Annotated in this window: 12 protein-coding genes; 7 read left to right on the top strand and 5 right to left on the bottom strand. The window is 42.9% G+C overall.

Going from position 1 to position 18,732, the window contains the following annotated elements; translation table 11 throughout:
- Positions 1-5: 5 nt before the first annotated feature.
- From AB3G73_RS15620 to AB3G73_RS15640, 5 genes are all read right to left on the bottom strand, one after another.
- Positions 6-1,013 carry a glycoside hydrolase family 5 protein gene (locus AB3G73_RS15620; RefSeq protein WP_320978221.1) on the bottom strand — a complete coding sequence of 336 codons (1,008 nt, stop codon included), beginning with the start codon at positions 1,011-1,013 and terminating at the stop codon, positions 6-8.
- A gap of 77 nt (positions 1,014-1,090) precedes the next feature.
- Positions 1,091-2,170 carry a glycoside hydrolase family 5 protein gene (locus AB3G73_RS15625; protein WP_217720877.1) on the bottom strand — a complete coding sequence of 360 codons (1,080 nt, stop codon included), beginning with the start codon at positions 2,168-2,170 and terminating at the stop codon, positions 1,091-1,093.
- 13 nt (positions 2,171-2,183) lie between these two features.
- Complete coding sequence (locus AB3G73_RS15630; RefSeq protein ID WP_320978218.1) at positions 2,184-3,383, bottom strand: glycan-binding surface protein; 1,200 nt, start codon at positions 3,381-3,383, stop codon at positions 2,184-2,186.
- A 32-nt stretch (positions 3,384-3,415) separates the two neighbouring features.
- On the bottom strand, positions 3,416-5,185 hold the full coding sequence (locus tag AB3G73_RS15635) for a RagB/SusD family nutrient uptake outer membrane protein (protein ID WP_254883712.1): 1,770 nt from the start codon (positions 5,183-5,185) through the stop codon (positions 3,416-3,418).
- A 9-nt stretch (positions 5,186-5,194) separates the two neighbouring features.
- Positions 5,195-8,446: a TonB-dependent receptor gene (locus AB3G73_RS15640; protein ID WP_320978215.1), complete on the bottom strand. Its 3,252-nt coding sequence runs from the start codon at positions 8,444-8,446 to the stop codon at positions 5,195-5,197.
- 692 nt (positions 8,447-9,138) lie between these two features.
- Here AB3G73_RS15640 and AB3G73_RS15645 point away from each other — a divergent pair.
- The 7 genes from AB3G73_RS15645 to AB3G73_RS15675 all read left to right on the top strand — a co-directional run bounded on the left by AB3G73_RS15645 (position 9,139) and on the right by AB3G73_RS15675 (position 18,495).
- Entirely contained in the window at positions 9,139-10,275 is a 1,137-nt protein-coding gene (locus AB3G73_RS15645) for a GNAT family N-acetyltransferase (RefSeq protein WP_148366825.1), read from the top strand.
- Positions 10,276-10,283: 8 nt separating this feature from the next.
- On the top strand, positions 10,284-12,161 hold the full coding sequence (locus AB3G73_RS15650) for a DNA topoisomerase IV subunit B (RefSeq protein ID WP_148366826.1): 1,878 nt from the start codon (positions 10,284-10,286) through the stop codon (positions 12,159-12,161).
- Complete coding sequence (gene coaD / locus AB3G73_RS15655) at positions 12,158-12,616, top strand: pantetheine-phosphate adenylyltransferase (RefSeq protein WP_320974769.1); 459 nt, start codon at positions 12,158-12,160, stop codon at positions 12,614-12,616. The genes AB3G73_RS15650 and coaD overlap by 4 nt, the downstream gene beginning before the upstream one ends.
- Before the next feature lie 37 nt (positions 12,617-12,653).
- Positions 12,654-14,231 (top strand): S41 family peptidase, encoded by a 1,578-nt coding sequence (locus AB3G73_RS15660; RefSeq protein ID WP_148366897.1) that lies wholly within the window; start codon positions 12,654-12,656, stop codon positions 14,229-14,231.
- An 82-nt stretch (positions 14,232-14,313) separates the two neighbouring features.
- Positions 14,314-16,893, top strand: a complete 2,580-nt coding sequence (locus tag AB3G73_RS15665; protein WP_148366828.1) for an outer membrane beta-barrel family protein — start codon at positions 14,314-14,316, stop codon at positions 16,891-16,893.
- Positions 16,894-16,948: 55 nt separating this feature from the next.
- A complete protein-coding gene (locus tag AB3G73_RS15670) occupies positions 16,949-17,491 on the top strand; it encodes an RNA polymerase sigma-70 factor (RefSeq protein ID WP_195648794.1) in 543 nt (180 codons plus the stop codon).
- Complete coding sequence (locus tag AB3G73_RS15675) at positions 17,491-18,495, top strand: FecR family protein (protein WP_367745208.1); 1,005 nt, start codon at positions 17,491-17,493, stop codon at positions 18,493-18,495. The genes AB3G73_RS15670 and AB3G73_RS15675 overlap by 1 nt, the downstream gene beginning before the upstream one ends.
- Positions 18,496-18,732 lie beyond the last annotated feature (237 nt).

Consider the following 18,732-nt stretch of genomic DNA (forward strand, 5'->3'; position numbering starts at 1 on the left):
GATTTCTATCTCAAATTCTCATACACTTTATCCACCGTATTATAAAATCTTATCAATTCACGCGACTTTTGTCCCGCCGGCTTTATTACTTCAGTATCCCATCCACCTTCATAGCTTCCGCGGGGAAGTATCATGGAACAAGTTTCATTTTTATTAGAAATAGACCAGTTGACCCAGCTTATCCGGTTCTTTTCTAAGAAATCTGTCCATTTTTCCCATTCCGGAATATCCAGAAAACCATCTCCCGTATGTTCCATTCCCGCACATTCAGTAACGAAAAGAGGAAGATCCTTTTCTAGAGCCTTGGCAACACGATTCCGAAGCTCCTCTTTATGGCTGGCCGCATAAAAATGCAGGGAATACATAATATTCTCATACCCTACAATCGGATTATTGGCCACTATATCCACATGCTGGTCCCAAGAAGGAGTACCCACAATAATCAAGTTATCCGGATCATATTTCCGGATTTCGGCAATAACCTCTTCCGCATATTTTTTAATTCGCTCCCATGAATGTTCGTGAGTCGGTTCATTAAATATTTCATATATTATATGTGGATTCTTCCCGTACTTACGAGCCATAGATGCAAAAAATTGTTTGGCCAGTTCCGGATAAAAATCATGCGCATGCCAATCAATGATAACATAAACATTTTCTTTTATAGAAGCTCTGACAACAGTCTCCACACAGTTCAATGCAAACTCCGGGTTCACCAAATATCCGTCTTCCACTCCCTCATAAGCACCCATAGCAGCACGAATTACAGAACATTTCCAATCGTCTTTAAGCCATTTTACAGCCTTCTTATTATAAAAACGGGGCCACAAATTATGCCAGCCCAAGCTTACCCCACGCAGAGAGATTGTGTCTCCTTGCCCATTACATAAAAAGCGCCCTTTTACTTGAAGTTGTCCATGTATCTTTACCGGTTCCCAATTATTATTTCTGGCACTTCCATGTACTGAACAAAAGAAAAACAAAGCAACAATTACAAATGTCAGATACTTCATATTTTTGATTGATTTGAAAGTTTAAAATAAAAGCTGTTCCAACTGATTCTCCTGAAACAGCTTTTATTGATAAAAATTTAATTACTGGTCTTCAAATATTTCTCCAGAATTTTCATTTGAGGTCTGTCAACAGTATAATTATTGGTTGGCTGCACAGACAATGGATAATCGCCCCAACGGGGACCTGCCGACCAATACGTACCATTAATACCATTATCCGATAAGAACTTCAAGGCCCTGTCAAGTACATCAAGCCAACGACCGTCATTATCAGGCACCCCGTATTCTCCGACAAAACCTCTTTTCCCATTTTGTTTTATCCAGTCTACAAAAGGAGTCAAACGGGTAATGCCAATATCCAGAGTCGCACCGTCTTCTGCATAACTCAAGTTGTAATTACCTGAAGCATCAGCATCAAAATAAGTATGGGCCTGATATATCAGATTATTATATGGGTCAACCAGATTCTTCAAATTATCACTATATCTCACCCATCTGCTTGCGGAAGCATACTCATCCCCACAAACAACAATCGGTGTTTGCGTATCAATCTCACGTATAGCCGTTATGCAAGCCTGTGCTATATTAAACCAAGGAGTAGTAGACAACATACTATAGGGTTCATTCATGATATCATATCCCCAAATATTTGTATAGCCCTTAAATTCTACTGCCAGTCTCTTCCACACATCACAAAAATGATTGACCGTACAATTCACCGAACCAATAATGGCATATTGATTGTCATTTGAGTTTTGACCGTTTGAATAAATACAATAGCGACCAAAATTGTGCATATCCAACAAAACCTGTATACCCATACTTTCTGCAAGACCCACGAAACTCTTCATCTTGTCCAATTCTACCGAATTCAGTTCTTTTCCCAGTTCCGGTTGAATACGTTCCCAACGGAATGGAAACCGAATCAATCCGAATCCTTTCTTTTTTACATATGCCAAATCATCACGCGATGGATATCCATAATGAGTACCGTCAATCCCCGGATAAACTGCCGCAAACTCAACTCCTGACATATTAACACCAAAATATAAATCAGACCGTAACTGATTGTCCTCATCTCTTTCGTCATCCGAAGAACAGGAATTTAGTGACAAGAACATGACAATGGCCCCCAATATAATTTTCAATCGTATCATAATAATTCTATTTTTAACGTTTCACAAATCTGAAATTACAGAAACTTACATCAAACACTTGTTCAGATGAAGGAGAGAATATAATTTTAAAAGGCAATTGGCTTTCCGAACTAGTTCCATCAGGGATCAGCTGATGTCCGTCACCATCAGTGGAGGTAACCGGAATACGTGCGGTCATCCATTTACCATACGTATTAATAGGCACGCCGTTAGCAGCTGGTTCCCAAACATAATCACCCAATACGAAACGGGCAGCAGAGGAGATCGGATAAGCAGATGATGTATTCATTTCAAATCTAAGATCATACGAGGTCAAATCAGAAACTACTTCTTGAGGAACACTAATGCGACCGTCCCGTAACACCATCCAACCCCACGCTCCAACAGTTCCTTCAAAACGAACATAGTTCATACCCTCCGCAAGTGGTGCCGGGTCCTCTCCCTCTACAATATTTGAAGCAGTGTACAAAAAGTCTTTAGGAGAATCCGGATATTTGTTCGAATGTGTATATGCATCGGGACCCGGCCAATTATTAAAATCAAATAATTGGGAAGCACCTTCATCTGCATAAGTCAGATAAACCGGTTCCTTCATTTCACTACCCTGAATAGACAAACGGGTACCCGGACGGGCATTTGCAGGAATCTGTAATGTAATATCCGTACGGGAGGCCGCTAGAATATTTATCGGAGTATCACCCAAACGAATATTGGCTGCTTCCGCAGTGATTCCGTAAAGATCGAAGTTATCACCTGAAATAATCGTTGTATCACCCGGTTGCGCAAACTCATTATACAAACCTCCAATTGTTAGTTCAGGAACAGTAACAGTCAAAGAAGTACTCGTCGAACCATTTGCAGTTGTTATATATACCATATTTGTCACTTCGGAAGGTAATTTACGAGGGATAGGTGCAAGAATAGCTTCATATGAGGAATAAGTTTCTTTCGGATCAACCTCTATATCATTGAATTTCAACGATTTCAAATCACCCAGATTAGAACCCTCGATACGTACTACTTGTTCAAATGCCGCCGTTGTAATAGGCATCTCACCCTCTGTAGCTAAAACGATACGTTCGACAACCGGCGCACCAGTAGAAGGTATATTTTCTTTAGCCAACACTTTATCCACCTCCACTATATCCGTACACGACGATACCAATAGTAAGACAGTAGCAATAGATGCATAAATATATCCAAATGTTTTCATCTTATTTTCACTTGTTTAATTGATTATCTATATTAATTCCAACCCGGGTTGTTGGATGTTATCGCCTGATTCGTCAGCATCTCCATAGTCGGAATCGGGAAAAGCAAATGTTTCTCCTGACGGGCTTTTACGTTATTTGCTTCATCCATCCCGCCCAATGCATTCATGGCTTGCAGATAAATACCCCAACGAATCAAATCCCAACGACGGTCACCTTCGAGTGCGAACTCCATCGCCCGTTCTTCCAGAATAGCCGAACGCAAAGATGCTTTATTGGCAAATGCGTCCAACTCTTTCAATGTGGCATTACTACGACTGCGCACATCATTCAAAGCATCCACAGCTTCTTGTGTCGGTCCGTTCAGTTCATTTGCAGCTTCGGCTTTAATAAGCACTACATCCGCATAACGCAAAAACGGATAGTTAGCATCCATACGTTCCAAAGTCTGGTCAGATATCTGTTGAGAATATTTGGTAGTATAAGCAAAAAACTGTTCAGAGCCACCTTCGTCAGAACGCCATCCTGCAGTCACTTCCGGATTATCAAATGGCGGTTCTTTAGCATCGACCATGCTTTTCCATTTCCCAAAGTTTGGATAATAAGAACCACCACCCCAACTGGAATCGGAACCTTCGCGTATCCAACAATGTAAAACACCTTTGTCTACACGATAATCTTTCTCCTCAAACAACAAATACCAATGTTTACGCATACCCACCGTCAAACTATTATCAACATGACCTTTATTATTCAGTCTGCCGCAGTAATGCAAACCAAACAAAGTACCAAATGAGGAGTCACCCGACAAAGACTGCAGACTAAACAAGAACTCACTGCTTGTTTTTCCGGTAGCCGTCCATAAATTATCATAAGCCACCAGTTCATGATTTCCGTATACACCCTCTATTACATCGGATGCCAATTGATAGGCATTTTCATAACATGCCCTAGGATCAAAGCTTTCATAACCTGCTACTACATTCTTTGAGAAAGTGGTTGCAACGGGGTCTGTATAAATCTTAGTGTCCACGCCGTTAATATTCTGAATCACATAGGGGACTCCTGTCTTTACTATGACTTGCTCACTGGCTGGAGTAGAAGCAGCCCCCATCGTAGCATATACTTTAGCCAAAAGTCCGGCAGCTGAAGCGGCACTTACTCGACCGGGTACATAAGCTCCATCCGTATTTTTATAAATCATATCTTTCGCTTTGTCAAGCAATGGAATGATTTGTTCTTCATAAACCTGTTGAACCGGAATTCTCGGATTGTCCGTATATGAACCAGATTCATTTACACTTACGGAATATACCGGAATATCGCCATAGGCACGGGCCAAATAGAAATAGGCCCACGCTTTCAAGAAATAGCACTCACCCAAGCAATTCTTTTTATGAGCTTCTGTCGGACCGCTCATGCCCTCTATTTGTGCAATTGCCTGATTAGCTTTGTTTATCAAAGAATACATTCCTGTCCACAATGCATTGCATTGCGCACTACCGCCCTGAAAATTACCACTACCAAACTCGGAGAACTGCCAGACTGCTCCAGATATATAGTCACAATCGTAATCCAGCGGACGTGGAAAAGAACCATATATAAACATTCCAGTATGCAATACATTATAAACCCCTATCACCCACATATCTGCTCCCCCGTCAGAATTTTCAATCTCTCCCGGAGAGATAAAGTCATAAGGTTTCTCTTCCAGCATGTCTTCACAAGAAGTTGTCAAAAGTCCAAAAGGCATACACAGACCTAACGCCAACACTGCAGATATTAATTTATATTTTTTCATCATTACTTCTTTTTATAATGTTAATTTAAAACCAATCGTATAAGTACGGCTATTTGGATAAGAGAATATATCCACACCACGACGAGAAGCGTCTGATCCGAAAGCATTTACATCCGGATCAAACCAACTGTAATTGGTAAGCGTAAATACATTAGTTATTGTTCCGAACACTGACAAGTCAGTAATACCTTTGCAGACTGATCCGAAATTGTAACTCAAATTAATTGTTTTCAGGCGGAAATAGGAACCATCTTCTACATAACGGTCGGACAACTTCATATCACGCGTCATAGCCGTTGTTATTCGCGGCCACTTCGCATTTGCCGCATTCTCCGGTGTCCAACGGTTTTCATACGCTTCACGGGTCACATTACCAATACTGTTCATACCAATCATAGTCAAGTTACCATTAAATATATCATTGCCCTGACTTCCTTGGAAGAATAATCCCAACGAAAGCTTCTTCCAGCGGAAATTTGCATTCAAACCATATATAAAATCTGGATTCGTATCACCAATGACAGCGCGGTCTTCAGTAGTTATCTGATTATCACCGTTACGATCAACATACTTTATCTCCCCAATCATCCGCTGTGCTTCTTCCTTCGAAACTTTAGAATAAATAGGATCTGCTCTTACTTCTGCTATGTTATCGTAGAACCCATCTTCTACATATCCGTAGATTGTTCCTATCGGCAAACCGTTTCTTTGCAGGAATACTTCATTAGCTCCATACCACAACTGTGTTGCATATTGATCGGCATTCAATCCACCTATCCGATTTTGATTAAACGAAATGTTTCCGTCGAAATTTAGTCCCCAGTCTTTATTGTCAATAGCTACCACATTGGCTGTAAACTCAAAACCTTTGTTAGTGACATGTCCAAAGTTAGTCCACATTGTACTATAACCAGTACTTAATGGTATTGAGACATTCTGTAACAAATCTTTTGTCTTCTTATAATAATAGTTTGCTGAAAAATTCAGACGATTCTTCCAGAATCCAAAATCAAGACCTACATTGAACTGGTCAGTAGTTTCCCATCTGAGTGAAGTGTTTAAAGGGCCTTTATAAGTTTGTCCGCTAAAACCGCTGGTTAATGTACCATTCAATGGATAATTGGCAGTACCTAATGACTCCATTGTCTGATAACTGCTGATAGCCTGATTACCAGTCTGTCCATAACTAAAGCGAAGTTTCAGATTACTAAATAAATCCAGCCGCTTGATAAATTCTTCTTCCGAAAGAGACCATGCTATTGCACCTGATGCGAAATTTGCAAATTTATTACCCGGTGCAAAACGGCTGGATCCGTCACGACGAAATGAAACCGTAAAAATATATCTATCCAATAATGTGTAATTGGCACGTCCCAACAATGATACCAATACAGATTCTCCGCGACTACTAGAAGGACGATCAACAACCAATGCCTGGCTCATATCGTAATCTTTAGTTAAGTCAGTTGGAAAATTCTGTGCAGTAATAGCTTTCCCTCCCCAATGTGATTTCTCATAAGTAAAACCGGCCACAGCATTCAAGCGATGTATCTTATTGAAAGTTTTATCAAATGTCAGCACCGATTCAGCCGTCACATTCTGCCAAAAATTATCACTTCGACCAGCACGTCCGTTTGCTACCTTGCCCTCACCAGTCTCACGGCTGTAATAAGAACTACGGTCATTTGAAGTATAACTGATGCCCAAATTCTGCCGGAATTTCAACCAGTCGGCAATTTTCAGTTCGGCATAAGCTGAAGTAAACACATTGATCGAACTTAATTCATCCTTCGCAGTATTCACATAAGTCCGCGGGTTAGCCGACAACCATGAATACTCATCATCTTCACTCTTATCACCAGCATAAACTGTCGGAATATAAATCAATGCCGACCGGATAATACTTGCATCATAAGAGTTCGCTTTAGCAAAATTTGTAGTTGATTTTGTAAAATTAATATTCAGCCCCGCATTCAGCCATGAGGTAATTTCACTATTTACATTTGAACGGAACGTGAAACGCTCGTACCCGGAATTTTTAATAATACCATCTTGTGTAGTATAATTGCCGGAAATAGCATAATTACTCCTTTCATTTCCACCTGAAACACTGACGTTATATTCTTGCGTTAAACCTGTCTGGAGAATTTCATCCATCCAGTCGGTACCTTCCACCCATTTGCGGTTTCCATACTCATCAGTTCTCCATCCCGGGTGCAAGAAATCTTCAGGAATAGGATTGTAACTACCAGATTCACGAATTACATTCCCGTTGCCATCTCTTTTATATTTCCACGAACCATCATAAGGCAACTCCGTATAAAGCAGATTATCATACAAACCACCATTTATTGTGCCTTCATTCATAAAATTAGCATAAGTGTAAGCATCCAACATTTCCACCATTTTGGAAATCTTGGAGATTCCGAAGTTTGCCGAAAATTCGATTCTTGCCTTACCTGCTTTACCACGCTTGGTCGTTATAATAATCACACCGTTTGCCCCACGAGAACCATAAATAGCTGTAGCCGAAGCATCTTTCAGAACATCAATAGATTCAATGTCATTCGGATTAATCAATGACAACGGATTAGCGGTCGTATTATTTCCCTCATTCGCTCCACTGGTAGGTGTACTTCCTGTTTCAAAAGGAATACCGTCTACAATATATAAAGGTTGGGAATTAGTTGAAAAAGAATTGGTACCACGCACGGTAATACTGACACCGGAACCCGGAGCACCATCACTTTGATTAACAAGTACACCCGCCAGACGTCCCTGCAAACCTTGCGTCAAACTAGTGGGCGCACCTTGCATCAAATCACTACTACGCACGGAAGAAATAGCACCAGACAAGTCTTTACGCCGCATTGCGCCATAACCCACCACTACCACTTCATCCATAAGAGTGGTTTGCTCTTTCAACTCAACATTGATTATTGTTCTTTTTCCAACAGTTACAACCTGTGTCTCATAACCTATAAAAGAAAAACGAAGTTGAGAACGGCTGTTGTTTACAGAGAGTGTAAATCCACCATTCATATCGGTAATAGTCCCGTTTCCACCTTTCGCACCTTCTTCCACAACATTGACTCCCGGAAGTCCCTCCCCATTGGCATCTTTCACCACACCGGTTACTTTAATACCATCAGCTAAAACATTTGTACTTACAAACAAGAACACAGCCAGCATTATCCACACTACCTTAAATGCCCTTGAGTCCCTCATTTTTGAACGAGGATAAAAAAAGAGATTTTTCATCATTTATTAATTTAAAGTTTTACTATAAAAAATTATTCTTATCTATATCAGTATAATACACCGCCTTACTTTCCTTATAGAGTTTAAAAGCCCACAACGATTTCACAAACATAAGTGAACATCTTCCATTTACCCTAATATTGCAGAAAGATTCGTTCACTTTTTCTTCAGACAAACTAAAAGGTTGTACTTCCATTTTTCAATCGCATTAGATTTACATTAAATTACTGATGCAAAAGTAGTCGCATCACTACATTATAAAAAGTACTTTATTATCATATCATGATACTATCTTATCATTTGCATAAATGACCGATATTAGTAAGGTATAAAGGAGATTATCAATGCATAAAATCATTATTTGACCTATAATGACACAACAAGCTTCCCGAGAAAATGCTTCAAGTAATATCAATAACTAATACTAGATTTATACTTTTATAGCCATGCCTTTCATCAGCAACAAGACATAAAATGTTTTAAAGTGTAAAACCAGCTTTCAAAGTAAGATTCAAGGAACATACACAACCAGTGCACAATATTCGCAAAATCGCCGGAAATCTACAAAAAAATCGCCAATAATTTAATTAATAGCCTATTGAAGACATCGGATATCAATCAGTTTTTGCCACCCTACGCGTTGTAATTTAAAGATTATCACGTATCTTTGCCTCCTCAAATCATAAATACGAGATATGGCTATTACAATCAAGAAAGTCTCCACAAAGAGAGAGCTTAAGAAATTTATCCGTTTCAATTACAGAATGTACAAGGATAATCCTTACTCTGTGCCTGATCTTTATGACGATATGCTCAACACCTTCAACAAGAAGAAGAACGCAGCATTCGAATTCTGTGAAGCAGATTATTTCCTCGCATATCGGGACGATAAAATAGTAGGACGTGTAGCTGCAATCATCAACAATCAGGCGAACGCAAAGTGGGAATGTAAGAACGTTCGTTTCGGATGGATAGACTTTATCGACGACCCCGAAGTGTCATCCGCACTTATCAAAGCAGTAGAAGACTGGGGAAAAGAACGAGGCATGACTCACATTGCCGGTCCTCTCGGATTTACCGATTTCGATGCTGAAGGAATGCTGATTGAAGGATTCGACCAGCTTAGCACCATGGCCACTATCTACAACTACCCCTACTATCCTGTACACATGGAAAAGCTAGGTTTCGAGAAAGACGCCGACTGGGTGGAATACAAAATCTACATACCAGACGCCATTCCCGACAAGCACAAACGTATCTCCGAACTGATCCAACGAAAATACAACCTCAAAATAAAGAAATACACCTCCGGAAGAAAAATAGCCAAAGACTACGGACAGAAGATTTTCGAACTGATGAACGAAGCATACAGCCCACTTTACGGCTATTCTCCATTGACACAGCGACAAATCGACCAGTACGTAAAAATGTACCTCCCAATCCTTGATTTACGGATGGTTACCCTGATCACCGATGCCAATGACGAGCTGGTTTGTGTAGGTATCTCCATGCCATCCCTTGCCGAGGCACTACAAAAATCACACGGACGCCTGTTACCGCTCGGATGGTTCTATCTGCTAAAAGCACTATTCATGAAACGCCGTGCCAAAATGCTTGATCTGCTACTTGTTGCAGTGAAACCGGAATACCAAAATAAAGGTGTTAATGCTTTGTTATTTTCCGATTTAATTCCAGTTTATCAAAAATTAGGTTTTATCTTTGCGGAAAGCAACCCCGAACTGGAGCTGAACGGAAAAGTTCAGGCACAATGGGATTACTTTGAGACTCAACAACATAAGCGCCGCCGTGCGTTCATCAAAGAGATAAAATAAAAACAGCTATGGAAGAGAACGAATTGATACCTGTAGACAACAACAATGCAGTAGAGTACACTGACGACAACATCCGCCACCTGAGCGACATGGAACATGTGCGCACACGCCCCGGTATGTATATCGGAAGGCTGGGCGACGGTGCACATGCCGAAGACGGAATCTATGTCCTCCTGAAAGAAGTAATTGACAACAGTATTGACGAGTTCAAAATGCAAGCCGGTAAGAAAATCGAGATTACCGTTGAAGAAAACCTTCGTGTCAGCGTACGCGACTACGGACGGGGCATCCCGCAAGGAAAACTCATCGAAGCAGTCAGCATGCTGAATACCGGTGGTAAATACGACAGTAAAGCATTTAAGAAAAGTGTCGGACTGAATGGTGTCGGTGTGAAAGCCGTCAATGCTCTAAGCTCCCATTTCGAGGTACGCAGTTACCGCGATGGCAAAGTACGTATCGCCACTTTCTCAAAAGGTAACCTGCTGACCGATGAGACGCAGAACACCGAAGAAGAAAACGGAACTTATATCTTCTTCGAACCGGATAATACACTATTCCTGAATTACAGCTTCAAGCCCGAATTTATTGAAACAATGCTACGTAATTACACGTACCTTAATACAGGGCTTGCCATTATTTATAACGGACACCGCATCTTGTCACGCAATGGTCTGGTAGACCTTTTGAACGACAACATGACGGCAACCGGACTTTACCCGATCATCCATCTGAAAGGGGAAGACATCGAAATCGCTTTCACACATACAGGGCAGTACGGAGAAGAATATTATTCTTTTGTCAACGGTCAGCATACTACCCAGGGTGGTACGCATCAAAGTGCCTTCAAAGAACACATTGCCCGCACCATCAAAGAGTTCTTTAACAAGAACATGGATTATACCGATATCCGTAACGGACTGGTTGCCGCCATTGCCGTCAATGTGGAAGAACCGATTTTTGAAAGCCAGACCAAGACTAAACTAGGGTCTACCAATATGGTTCCCGGTGGCGTGACGGTCAACAAATATGTAGGCGACTTTATCAAACTTGAAGTAGATAATTTCCTGCACAAGAATGCGGATATAGCGGAAGCCATCCAACAGAAGATACAGGAATCCGAAAAAGAACGTAAAGCCATTGCAGGTGTAACGAAACTTGCTCGTGAGCGCGCAAAGAAGGCGAACCTGCATAACCGTAAATTACGCGACTGCCGCATCCACCTCAACGACCCGAAAGGAAAAGGACTGGAAGAAGACTCCTGCATCTTTATCACCGAGGGAGACTCTGCAAGCGGTTCCATCACCAAGAGTCGTGACGTAAATACTCAAGCAGTATTCAGCCTGCGTGGTAAACCGTTGAATTCTTTCGGACTGACGAAAAAGGTGGTTTACGAGAACGAGGAATTCAACCTGCTTCAAGCAGCCCTGAATATAGAAGATGGTATTGAAGGACTACGCTACAACAAAGTGATCGTAGCAACCGATGCCGATGTGGACGGTATGCACATCCGCTTGCTGCTGATTACGTTCTTCCTGCAATTCTTCCCCGACCTCATCAAGAAAGGACATGTATATATCCTGCAAACCCCTTTATTCCGTGTACGTAACAAGAAAAAGACAAGTTACTGCTATAGCGAAGAAGAACGTATCAATGCCATCAACGAATTAGGACCGAATCCGGAGATCACCCGATTTAAAGGTTTGGGAGAAATCTCACCGGACGAGTTCAAACATTTCATCGGCAAGGATATGCGTCTGGAGCAGGTGACACTGCGCAAAACGGATGCAGTAAAAGAACTACTCGAATTCTACATGGGTAAAAATACTATGGAACGGCAGAACTTTATTATAGATAATCTGGTTATAGAAGAAGACTTGGCATCATGAGAAAAGCAATATTCCCGGGTACTTTCGACCCTTTCACCATCGGACATTATTCGGTAGTGGAGCGTGCACTTACCTTTATGGACGAAATCGTGATAGGAATCGGTATCAATGAGAACAAGAATACCTACTTCCCCATTGAGAAAAGGGAGGAAATGATTCGGGAACTTTATAAAGACGAATCTCGCATCACAGTGATGTCCTACGACTGTCTGACAATTGATTTTGCGCAGGAAGTAGGGGCCAGGTTCATTGTTCGCGGTATCCGTACGGTGAAAGATTTCGAATATGAAGAGACCATTGCGGACATTAACCGTAAACTGGCGGGGATTGAAACCATCCTGCTCTTCACAGAACCGGAACTGACTTGCGTCAGCTCTACGATTGTACGCGAGTTATTAACCTATAATAAAGATATCAGCCAGTTTATTCCCAAAGGAATGAAAATGAGTGAATGACACTCGTTAGGGAATAGGAGGTGAGTCAGAAAAGATGATGAAGAAACTAACGATTATACTATCCGTTTGCTTGTGGGCAGTTGCCGCACAAGCCCAGAACTTCGGTTCCGAAGCCATGCGAAAGCTACAAATGGCAGAGTTTGCAATCTCCAATTTCTATGTGGACAAAGTAGATGAAGACAAGTTGGTAGAAGAAGCCATCATCAAGATGCTGGCACAACTTGATCCGCACTCTACTTATTCGGATGCAGAGGAAGTGAAGAAGATGAACGAACCACTTCAAGGTAACTTCGAGGGTATCGGAGTGCAATTCCAGATGATAGAAGACACCCTGTTGGTGGTGCAGCCTGTCAGCAACGGCCCTTCCGAGAAAGTCGGTATCCTTGCCGGTGACCGTATCATTGCCGTGAATGACAGCGCTATTGCCGGAGTGAAAATGAGTACGGAAGATATTATGAAGCGTCTTCGTGGCCCGAAAGGTTCGAAAGTCAATCTGACAATCGTTCGTCGTGGCGTGCAAGACCCTTTATTGTTTACAGTGAAAAGAGATAAGATACCTATCCTTAGCCTCGACGCCTCTTATATGATTCAACCTAAAACGGGTTATATCCGCATCAACCGCTTCGGAGCGACAACTGCTGAAGAGTTCAAGAAAGCAATGAAGGACCTCCAGAAGCAAGGTATGAAGGATATGATTCTTGACCTGCAAGGAAACGGAGGCGGTTATCTCAATGCAGCCATTGACCTTGCTAACGAATTCCTGGGACAAAAGGAACTGATTGTATATACCGAAGGCCGGACTGCCAAGCGTAGTGATTTCTATGCAAAAGGTAACGGGGACTTCCGTAATGGTCGTCTCATCATATTGGTAGACGAGTATACAGCTTCCGCCAGCGAAATTGTCAGCGGTGCGGTACAGGATTGGGACAGAGGAATTATTGTAGGCCGCCGTTCTTTCGGTAAAGGCTTGGTGCAACGTCCTATCGACTTACCGGACGGTTCCATGATTCGTTTAACCATCGCCCGTTACTATACTCCATCGGGACGCTCGATCCAAAAACCATACGACAGCACTGTCGATTACAATAAAGACCTGATAGAGCGCTTCAACCACGGTGAGCTTATGAATGCCGACAGCATCCATTTCCCAGATTCATTGAAAGCGCAGACAAAGAAACTAGGACGTACTGTGTATGGCGGAGGTGGCATTATGCCTGATTATTTCGTGCCCATCGACACTACATTGTATACGGATTATCACCGGAACCTGGTAGCTAAAGGAGTGGTTATCAAATTTACCATGAAATTTATCGAGGGACACCGGAAAGAATTAGCTAACAAGTATAAGAAGTTCGAATCATTCAACGAGAAGTTTGTCATTGATGACGATATGCTGGCTACTTTACGGGAAATGGGTGAGAAAGAGGGTGTGAAGTTCAATGAAGAACAATATCAGAAATCGCTCCCACTTATCAAAACGCAACTCAAAGCACTGATCGCCCGCGACCTTTGGGATATGAACGAATATTTCCGGGTAATGAATACAACGAATGAAAGTATACAAAAGGCTTTGGAAATACTGAATTCGGACGAGTATCAGAAGAAACTGAAATAAACTGCAAAAATAATTCGGATAAACCGTACCTGATCACTCCCCTTTGTTGTAGTATAAGTAAAATTACAAAAACAGAAGTAGTATGCGACAGTTTAATTTTACTTGGACAACAATCGGCTGGTTACTGATTGGATACGGTTTATCTTTTATTCCCTCCCACGCACAAGCACAGGCAGTCATCAAGAAGTTCTCATTGGAACTGAAGAATGAAAGCTTGCCCGAAGCACTGAAACAGATAGAAAAGAAAGGGGGAAAAAGTATTCTCTTTACTTACAACGGCACCGAAAGTTATCGCGTGACAGCCAGTATTCACGAAAAGACAGAATGCGAAGCCATAGACATCGTGTTGAAAGGCAAACCTTTCGTTTCCGTCGAACGGGAAGAGTATTTCGTCGTACAACGAAAGAAATCAAACAAAGCTATAACCGTACAAGGCAAAGTCTATGACGAGAAAGGAACTCCCCTAGCATTCGTCAATATACTTGCGCTTGCTGCCGATTCCAGTTTCCTGGCCGGGAGCGTGACAGAAGAGGACGGTTCTTTCCGTCTGCCTGCCATAGCCGGGGAAGATTGCCTGTTGAAAGCAACCTATATAGGTTACTGTCCGCAAATTATTCCCTGCCGGCAACAAAACATCCTCCGGTTACAACCCGATACGAAACTGCTGAAAGAGATAGTGGTAACCGCCGGACGCCCATTGATAGAAAGGAAAGACGGAACATTAACCGCCAATATAGCCGGAACTCCCCTTTCACTCATGGGATCGGCAAGCGAAATGATTTCACATCTCCCTTTTGTCACAGGTACGGACGGAGAATACACCGTATTGGGTAGGGGCACTCCCGAAATCTATATCAACGGACGCAAAGTCAGGGATAACACAGAACTGAACCGCCTGCAAGCCAACGAAATACTTTCTGCAGAAATCATCACCACTCCGGGGGTGCAATATGGCTCTTCCGTAGGTGCCGTTATCCGTCTCCACACCATTCGCAAACGGGGACAAGGCATGAGCGGCAGTTTCTATACCGATTACTCGCAAGGACATGTACCGATCGGCAACGAAGGCATATCCTTGAACTACCGTACCGGCGGACTGGATATTTTCGTAAAAGGGGACTTTGCCGAAATCAACAATCACCTAACAAGCATCCACAGTCAGGACATTTACGCTTCGTCCGACTGGAACCAATCAACGGAGAACAAAAGCAAACAAACCTATCGCACCTTCAACGGCGAACTGGGATTCAACTACGAAATCGACGAGGATCAGTCATTCGGTATGCGCTATATGCCCGGTACGAACATAGGTAATGCGCATACTACCAATGAAGGGACAACCCTCATCCTGCAAGACGGCAAAGAAGTAGACCACCTGTATGCTCGCCAGCAGACAGATGCGCATACCGGCTGGTGGCAGGCAGCCAACGGATACTACAACGCCACGTTCGGCAAATGCAACATCGACTTCAACGCCGACTATCTGTATGGCCGGGACCGCATCCGTCAATACGCCGAGAACAACGGAACCGAAGACGCCACTTCGAGCAACCGCGTACGCAACCACCTCTATGCCGCCAAACTCCTGATCACCACCCCACTCCGGAAAGGCAAACTCAGTTTCGGAACAGAAGAGACATTCACCAACCGCCACGACATATTTCTCCAAAGCGGCTTCTCCGCCGATGCCGACGACCGCATCAAACAAACTATGTTTTCCGGCTTCATCGACTACAACCTGCCATTGGGGAAGTTCAATATCTTAGCCGGACTACGCTATGAATTTCAACAAACAGATTACTACGAGAAAGGGATTCACCAGGACGGCCAAAGCCCCACCTATCGCGACTGGATACCGGTAGTCAGCATCAGATACACTTCCGGCAACTGGTTTTTCGCCCTTTCCCACCGCACTCTGAAATACAGTCCCAGCTATGATATGCTCACCAGTGCCGTCACGTATCAAAACAAGTACTCTTACCGGAGCGGAGACCCGTTTCTCGTCCCCCAGATACATCGTGCAACTTTCTTCGACGCCGGATGGAAATGGATTAATTTCAGTATTTACTACGACCATTCCTGGAATATGTACACCAGCTACACCCGCCCGTATGACGACATCAATCATCCCGGTGTATTGCTGTTCGGCATGGCAAGCATTCCGCATTCCAACCGCTATGGAAGCAGCATCGTCCTTTCACCAAAATTCGGCATCTGGCAACCTCAACTGACCACCGGCATCAATTGGTTTGACTCCCACGGTACTTCCATAGGCATCACCCAGCACTGGAATGAGCCACGGTTCTATTTCAGTCTCGACAACAGTTTCAACTTCCCTAAAGGCTGGTTCTTCAATATCAAAGGAGTACTGTCGCCCGGAGCCAAACAAAGTTACGCCATTTGGAAAACCGAAGGAAGAGTAGATGCCCAACTGACCAAATCGTTCCTGAAAGACCAGTCGCTAAAAGTATCGGTAACCGCCAAAGACATCTTTCACACCGGCTACAGATACTTCACCATCTATGGCGACCGGACATTCAGCTCCAACCGCGATTATTCAGACCAGCAGCGTTTCGGCATCCGGCTGAGTTATCAGTTCAACGCGGCGAAAAGCAAATATAAAGGAACCGGAGCCGGAGAGAGTGAAAAATCACGTCTGTAGACTCTCTTTTTAAAGAGAAGTGTGTACTTTTGCAGTATCAACCCCCTAAAAGAGCATGTTCCTGTTTCATAAAGACCATACAAAGAAAGAAGTTTTCGAGCAGATGTTTGTGGAAATGTATCCGCGAATGGTACGTTATGCCTCACAATTGACGGGAGATAAAGAAGAAGCACGGGATATAGTGAGCGAAGTGATGGAACAGGCCTGGACACATTTTGAGCAGTTGGATAAGAACGACCGGGGCGGATGGATTTATACCGCAGTCCGCAACGCCTGCCTCAACCGCCTGAAACACCTTCAAGTGGAGCATGATAATGCGAGAGCGATCTACGAAGCGACACTAGCTGATGTGGAGAGCAACTATCAGGAGCACGAAGCGTTATTGCAAAAGGCGGAAGTGATAGCCCGAAGTTTGCCTGATCCTACCTGCACTATCTTACGGCTGTGTTACTACGAGCATCTCACCTATCGGGAAGTTGCCGAACAACTTGGCATCAGTCCCGATACAGTGAAAAAGCATATATCCAAAGCACTGCGTACATTACGCGAAGTCATGAACGATGAAAATCATGAACGATCAAGGAAGGAGAACAGATAATGGAAGAAAAGAAAAAGTATACTCCCAAAGAGGAATCCCCCGATTACGGACTAACGGGAGATGACTGCCGCCCTTTTTCAGAGGATGCCGGGATACGTCGTTTGCAAAATGCCTTTGGCGAAGCGTTAGGCGATTTGCCCCTACCGGAAGAGACACGGGAAGCATGGACAGCTTTCTCGCAACGACAGGAGCAGAAGAAACGACAAGCATATCGCCGCATATGGCTTTCCGGTGGCATGGCAGCAGCTATTGCCCTGCTCTTAATATTGTGGTCACCCTGGAATAAATCAGACAGTACAGCATCGGATATCAAAATATTTGCCGCCCTCAATGTTCCCGAGCAGGTCACAACACAAGAAAAAAACGGCAGAATAATCGTTTCCACCCCGCCAACGACTATCATTAATCTGACATTAGAAGACGGAACCCACGTGCTGTTAAGTGCAAACAGTCGTTTGGAATACCCCAAAGAGTTTACTCCGCAAAACAAGCGGATAGTAAACCTCACCGGAGAAGCACGCTTTGAAGTGGCAAAAGACAGTCTTCGTCCTTTCATTGTTTCCACCGGAGATATACAGACACAGGTATTGGGGACAGTATTTGATGTAAATGCCTATCCTTGTAATACGCCCACTGTCACATTATATAGAGGACGGGTGCAAGTAGCAAAAACCGCCTCTTCGCACCGGAAGGAAATATCACCCGGTCAATCCGCCACATTAGAAACAAATGGTGATATCGTTGTATCAAAGGCTACGCAGACCGAAAAAGAAGGATGGACGGATAATGAGTTTTATTTCGACAACACGAAGATGATGCAAGTATTACAGAGTTTAGGGACTTGGTATAATATCAGCGTCATCTGCCACTCACCCAACCTCTTACAGAAACGGATTCATTTTCGTTTTAGCCGGAATGTTTCGGTAGAAAGTCTGTTGGACGCACTGAACGATTTAGGAATTGCACATTTTCAGTACAAGAATGGGCAGATAATGGTCTATTAAAACCCTAACTTAATTCCCTTAAAAGCAATACGCCTTTAAAGCATTATAAACGTACACTCACTTTTACTAAGGAGTAAAAGTAGTACGACATATCAATGTGAACAAACCACACGAACAATTTAAACTAGTAGTAATACTTTGCTTTCTACCTTTTATAGTTTACCAAGACATCATCTTTCAAATTGGTGGACATATATACTTATCGTAGTGGACATATAGATACACGATGGTGAGTAT

Origin of the sequence: Bacteroides sp. L008 (genome assembly GCF_040812255.1) — a bacterium.
In the GTDB taxonomy this organism is placed as follows: domain Bacteria; phylum Bacteroidota; class Bacteroidia; order Bacteroidales; family Bacteroidaceae; genus Bacteroides; species Bacteroides vicugnae.

Excerpts from the sequence above, each read along its gene's own strand:
- AB3G73_RS15640 (WP_320978215.1), bottom strand. The coding sequence starts at position 8,446 with ATGATGAAAAATCTCTTTTTTTATCCTCGTTCAAAAATGAGGGACTCA.
- AB3G73_RS15665 (WP_148366828.1), top strand. The coding sequence starts at position 14,314 with ATGCGACAGTTTAATTTTACTTGGACAACAATCGGCTGGTTACTGATT.
- AB3G73_RS15660 (WP_148366897.1), top strand. The coding sequence starts at position 12,654 with ATGAAGAAACTAACGATTATACTATCCGTTTGCTTGTGGGCAGTTGCC.
- AB3G73_RS15645 (WP_148366825.1), top strand. The coding sequence starts at position 9,139 with ATGGCTATTACAATCAAGAAAGTCTCCACAAAGAGAGAGCTTAAGAAA.
- AB3G73_RS15635 (WP_254883712.1), bottom strand. The coding sequence starts at position 5,185 with ATGATGAAAAAATATAAATTAATATCTGCAGTGTTGGCGTTAGGTCTG.
- AB3G73_RS15675 (WP_367745208.1), top strand. The coding sequence starts at position 17,491 with ATGGAAGAAAAGAAAAAGTATACTCCCAAAGAGGAATCCCCCGATTAC.
- AB3G73_RS15620 (WP_320978221.1), bottom strand. The coding sequence starts at position 1,013 with ATGAAGTATCTGACATTTGTAATTGTTGCTTTGTTTTTCTTTTGTTCA.
- AB3G73_RS15670 (WP_195648794.1), top strand. The coding sequence starts at position 16,949 with ATGTTCCTGTTTCATAAAGACCATACAAAGAAAGAAGTTTTCGAGCAG.
- AB3G73_RS15625 (WP_217720877.1), bottom strand. The coding sequence starts at position 2,170 with ATGATACGATTGAAAATTATATTGGGGGCCATTGTCATGTTCTTGTCA.
- coaD (WP_320974769.1), top strand. The coding sequence starts at position 12,158 with ATGAGAAAAGCAATATTCCCGGGTACTTTCGACCCTTTCACCATCGGA.
- AB3G73_RS15630 (WP_320978218.1), bottom strand. The coding sequence starts at position 3,383 with ATGAAAACATTTGGATATATTTATGCATCTATTGCTACTGTCTTACTA.
- AB3G73_RS15650 (WP_148366826.1), top strand. The coding sequence starts at position 10,284 with ATGGAAGAGAACGAATTGATACCTGTAGACAACAACAATGCAGTAGAG.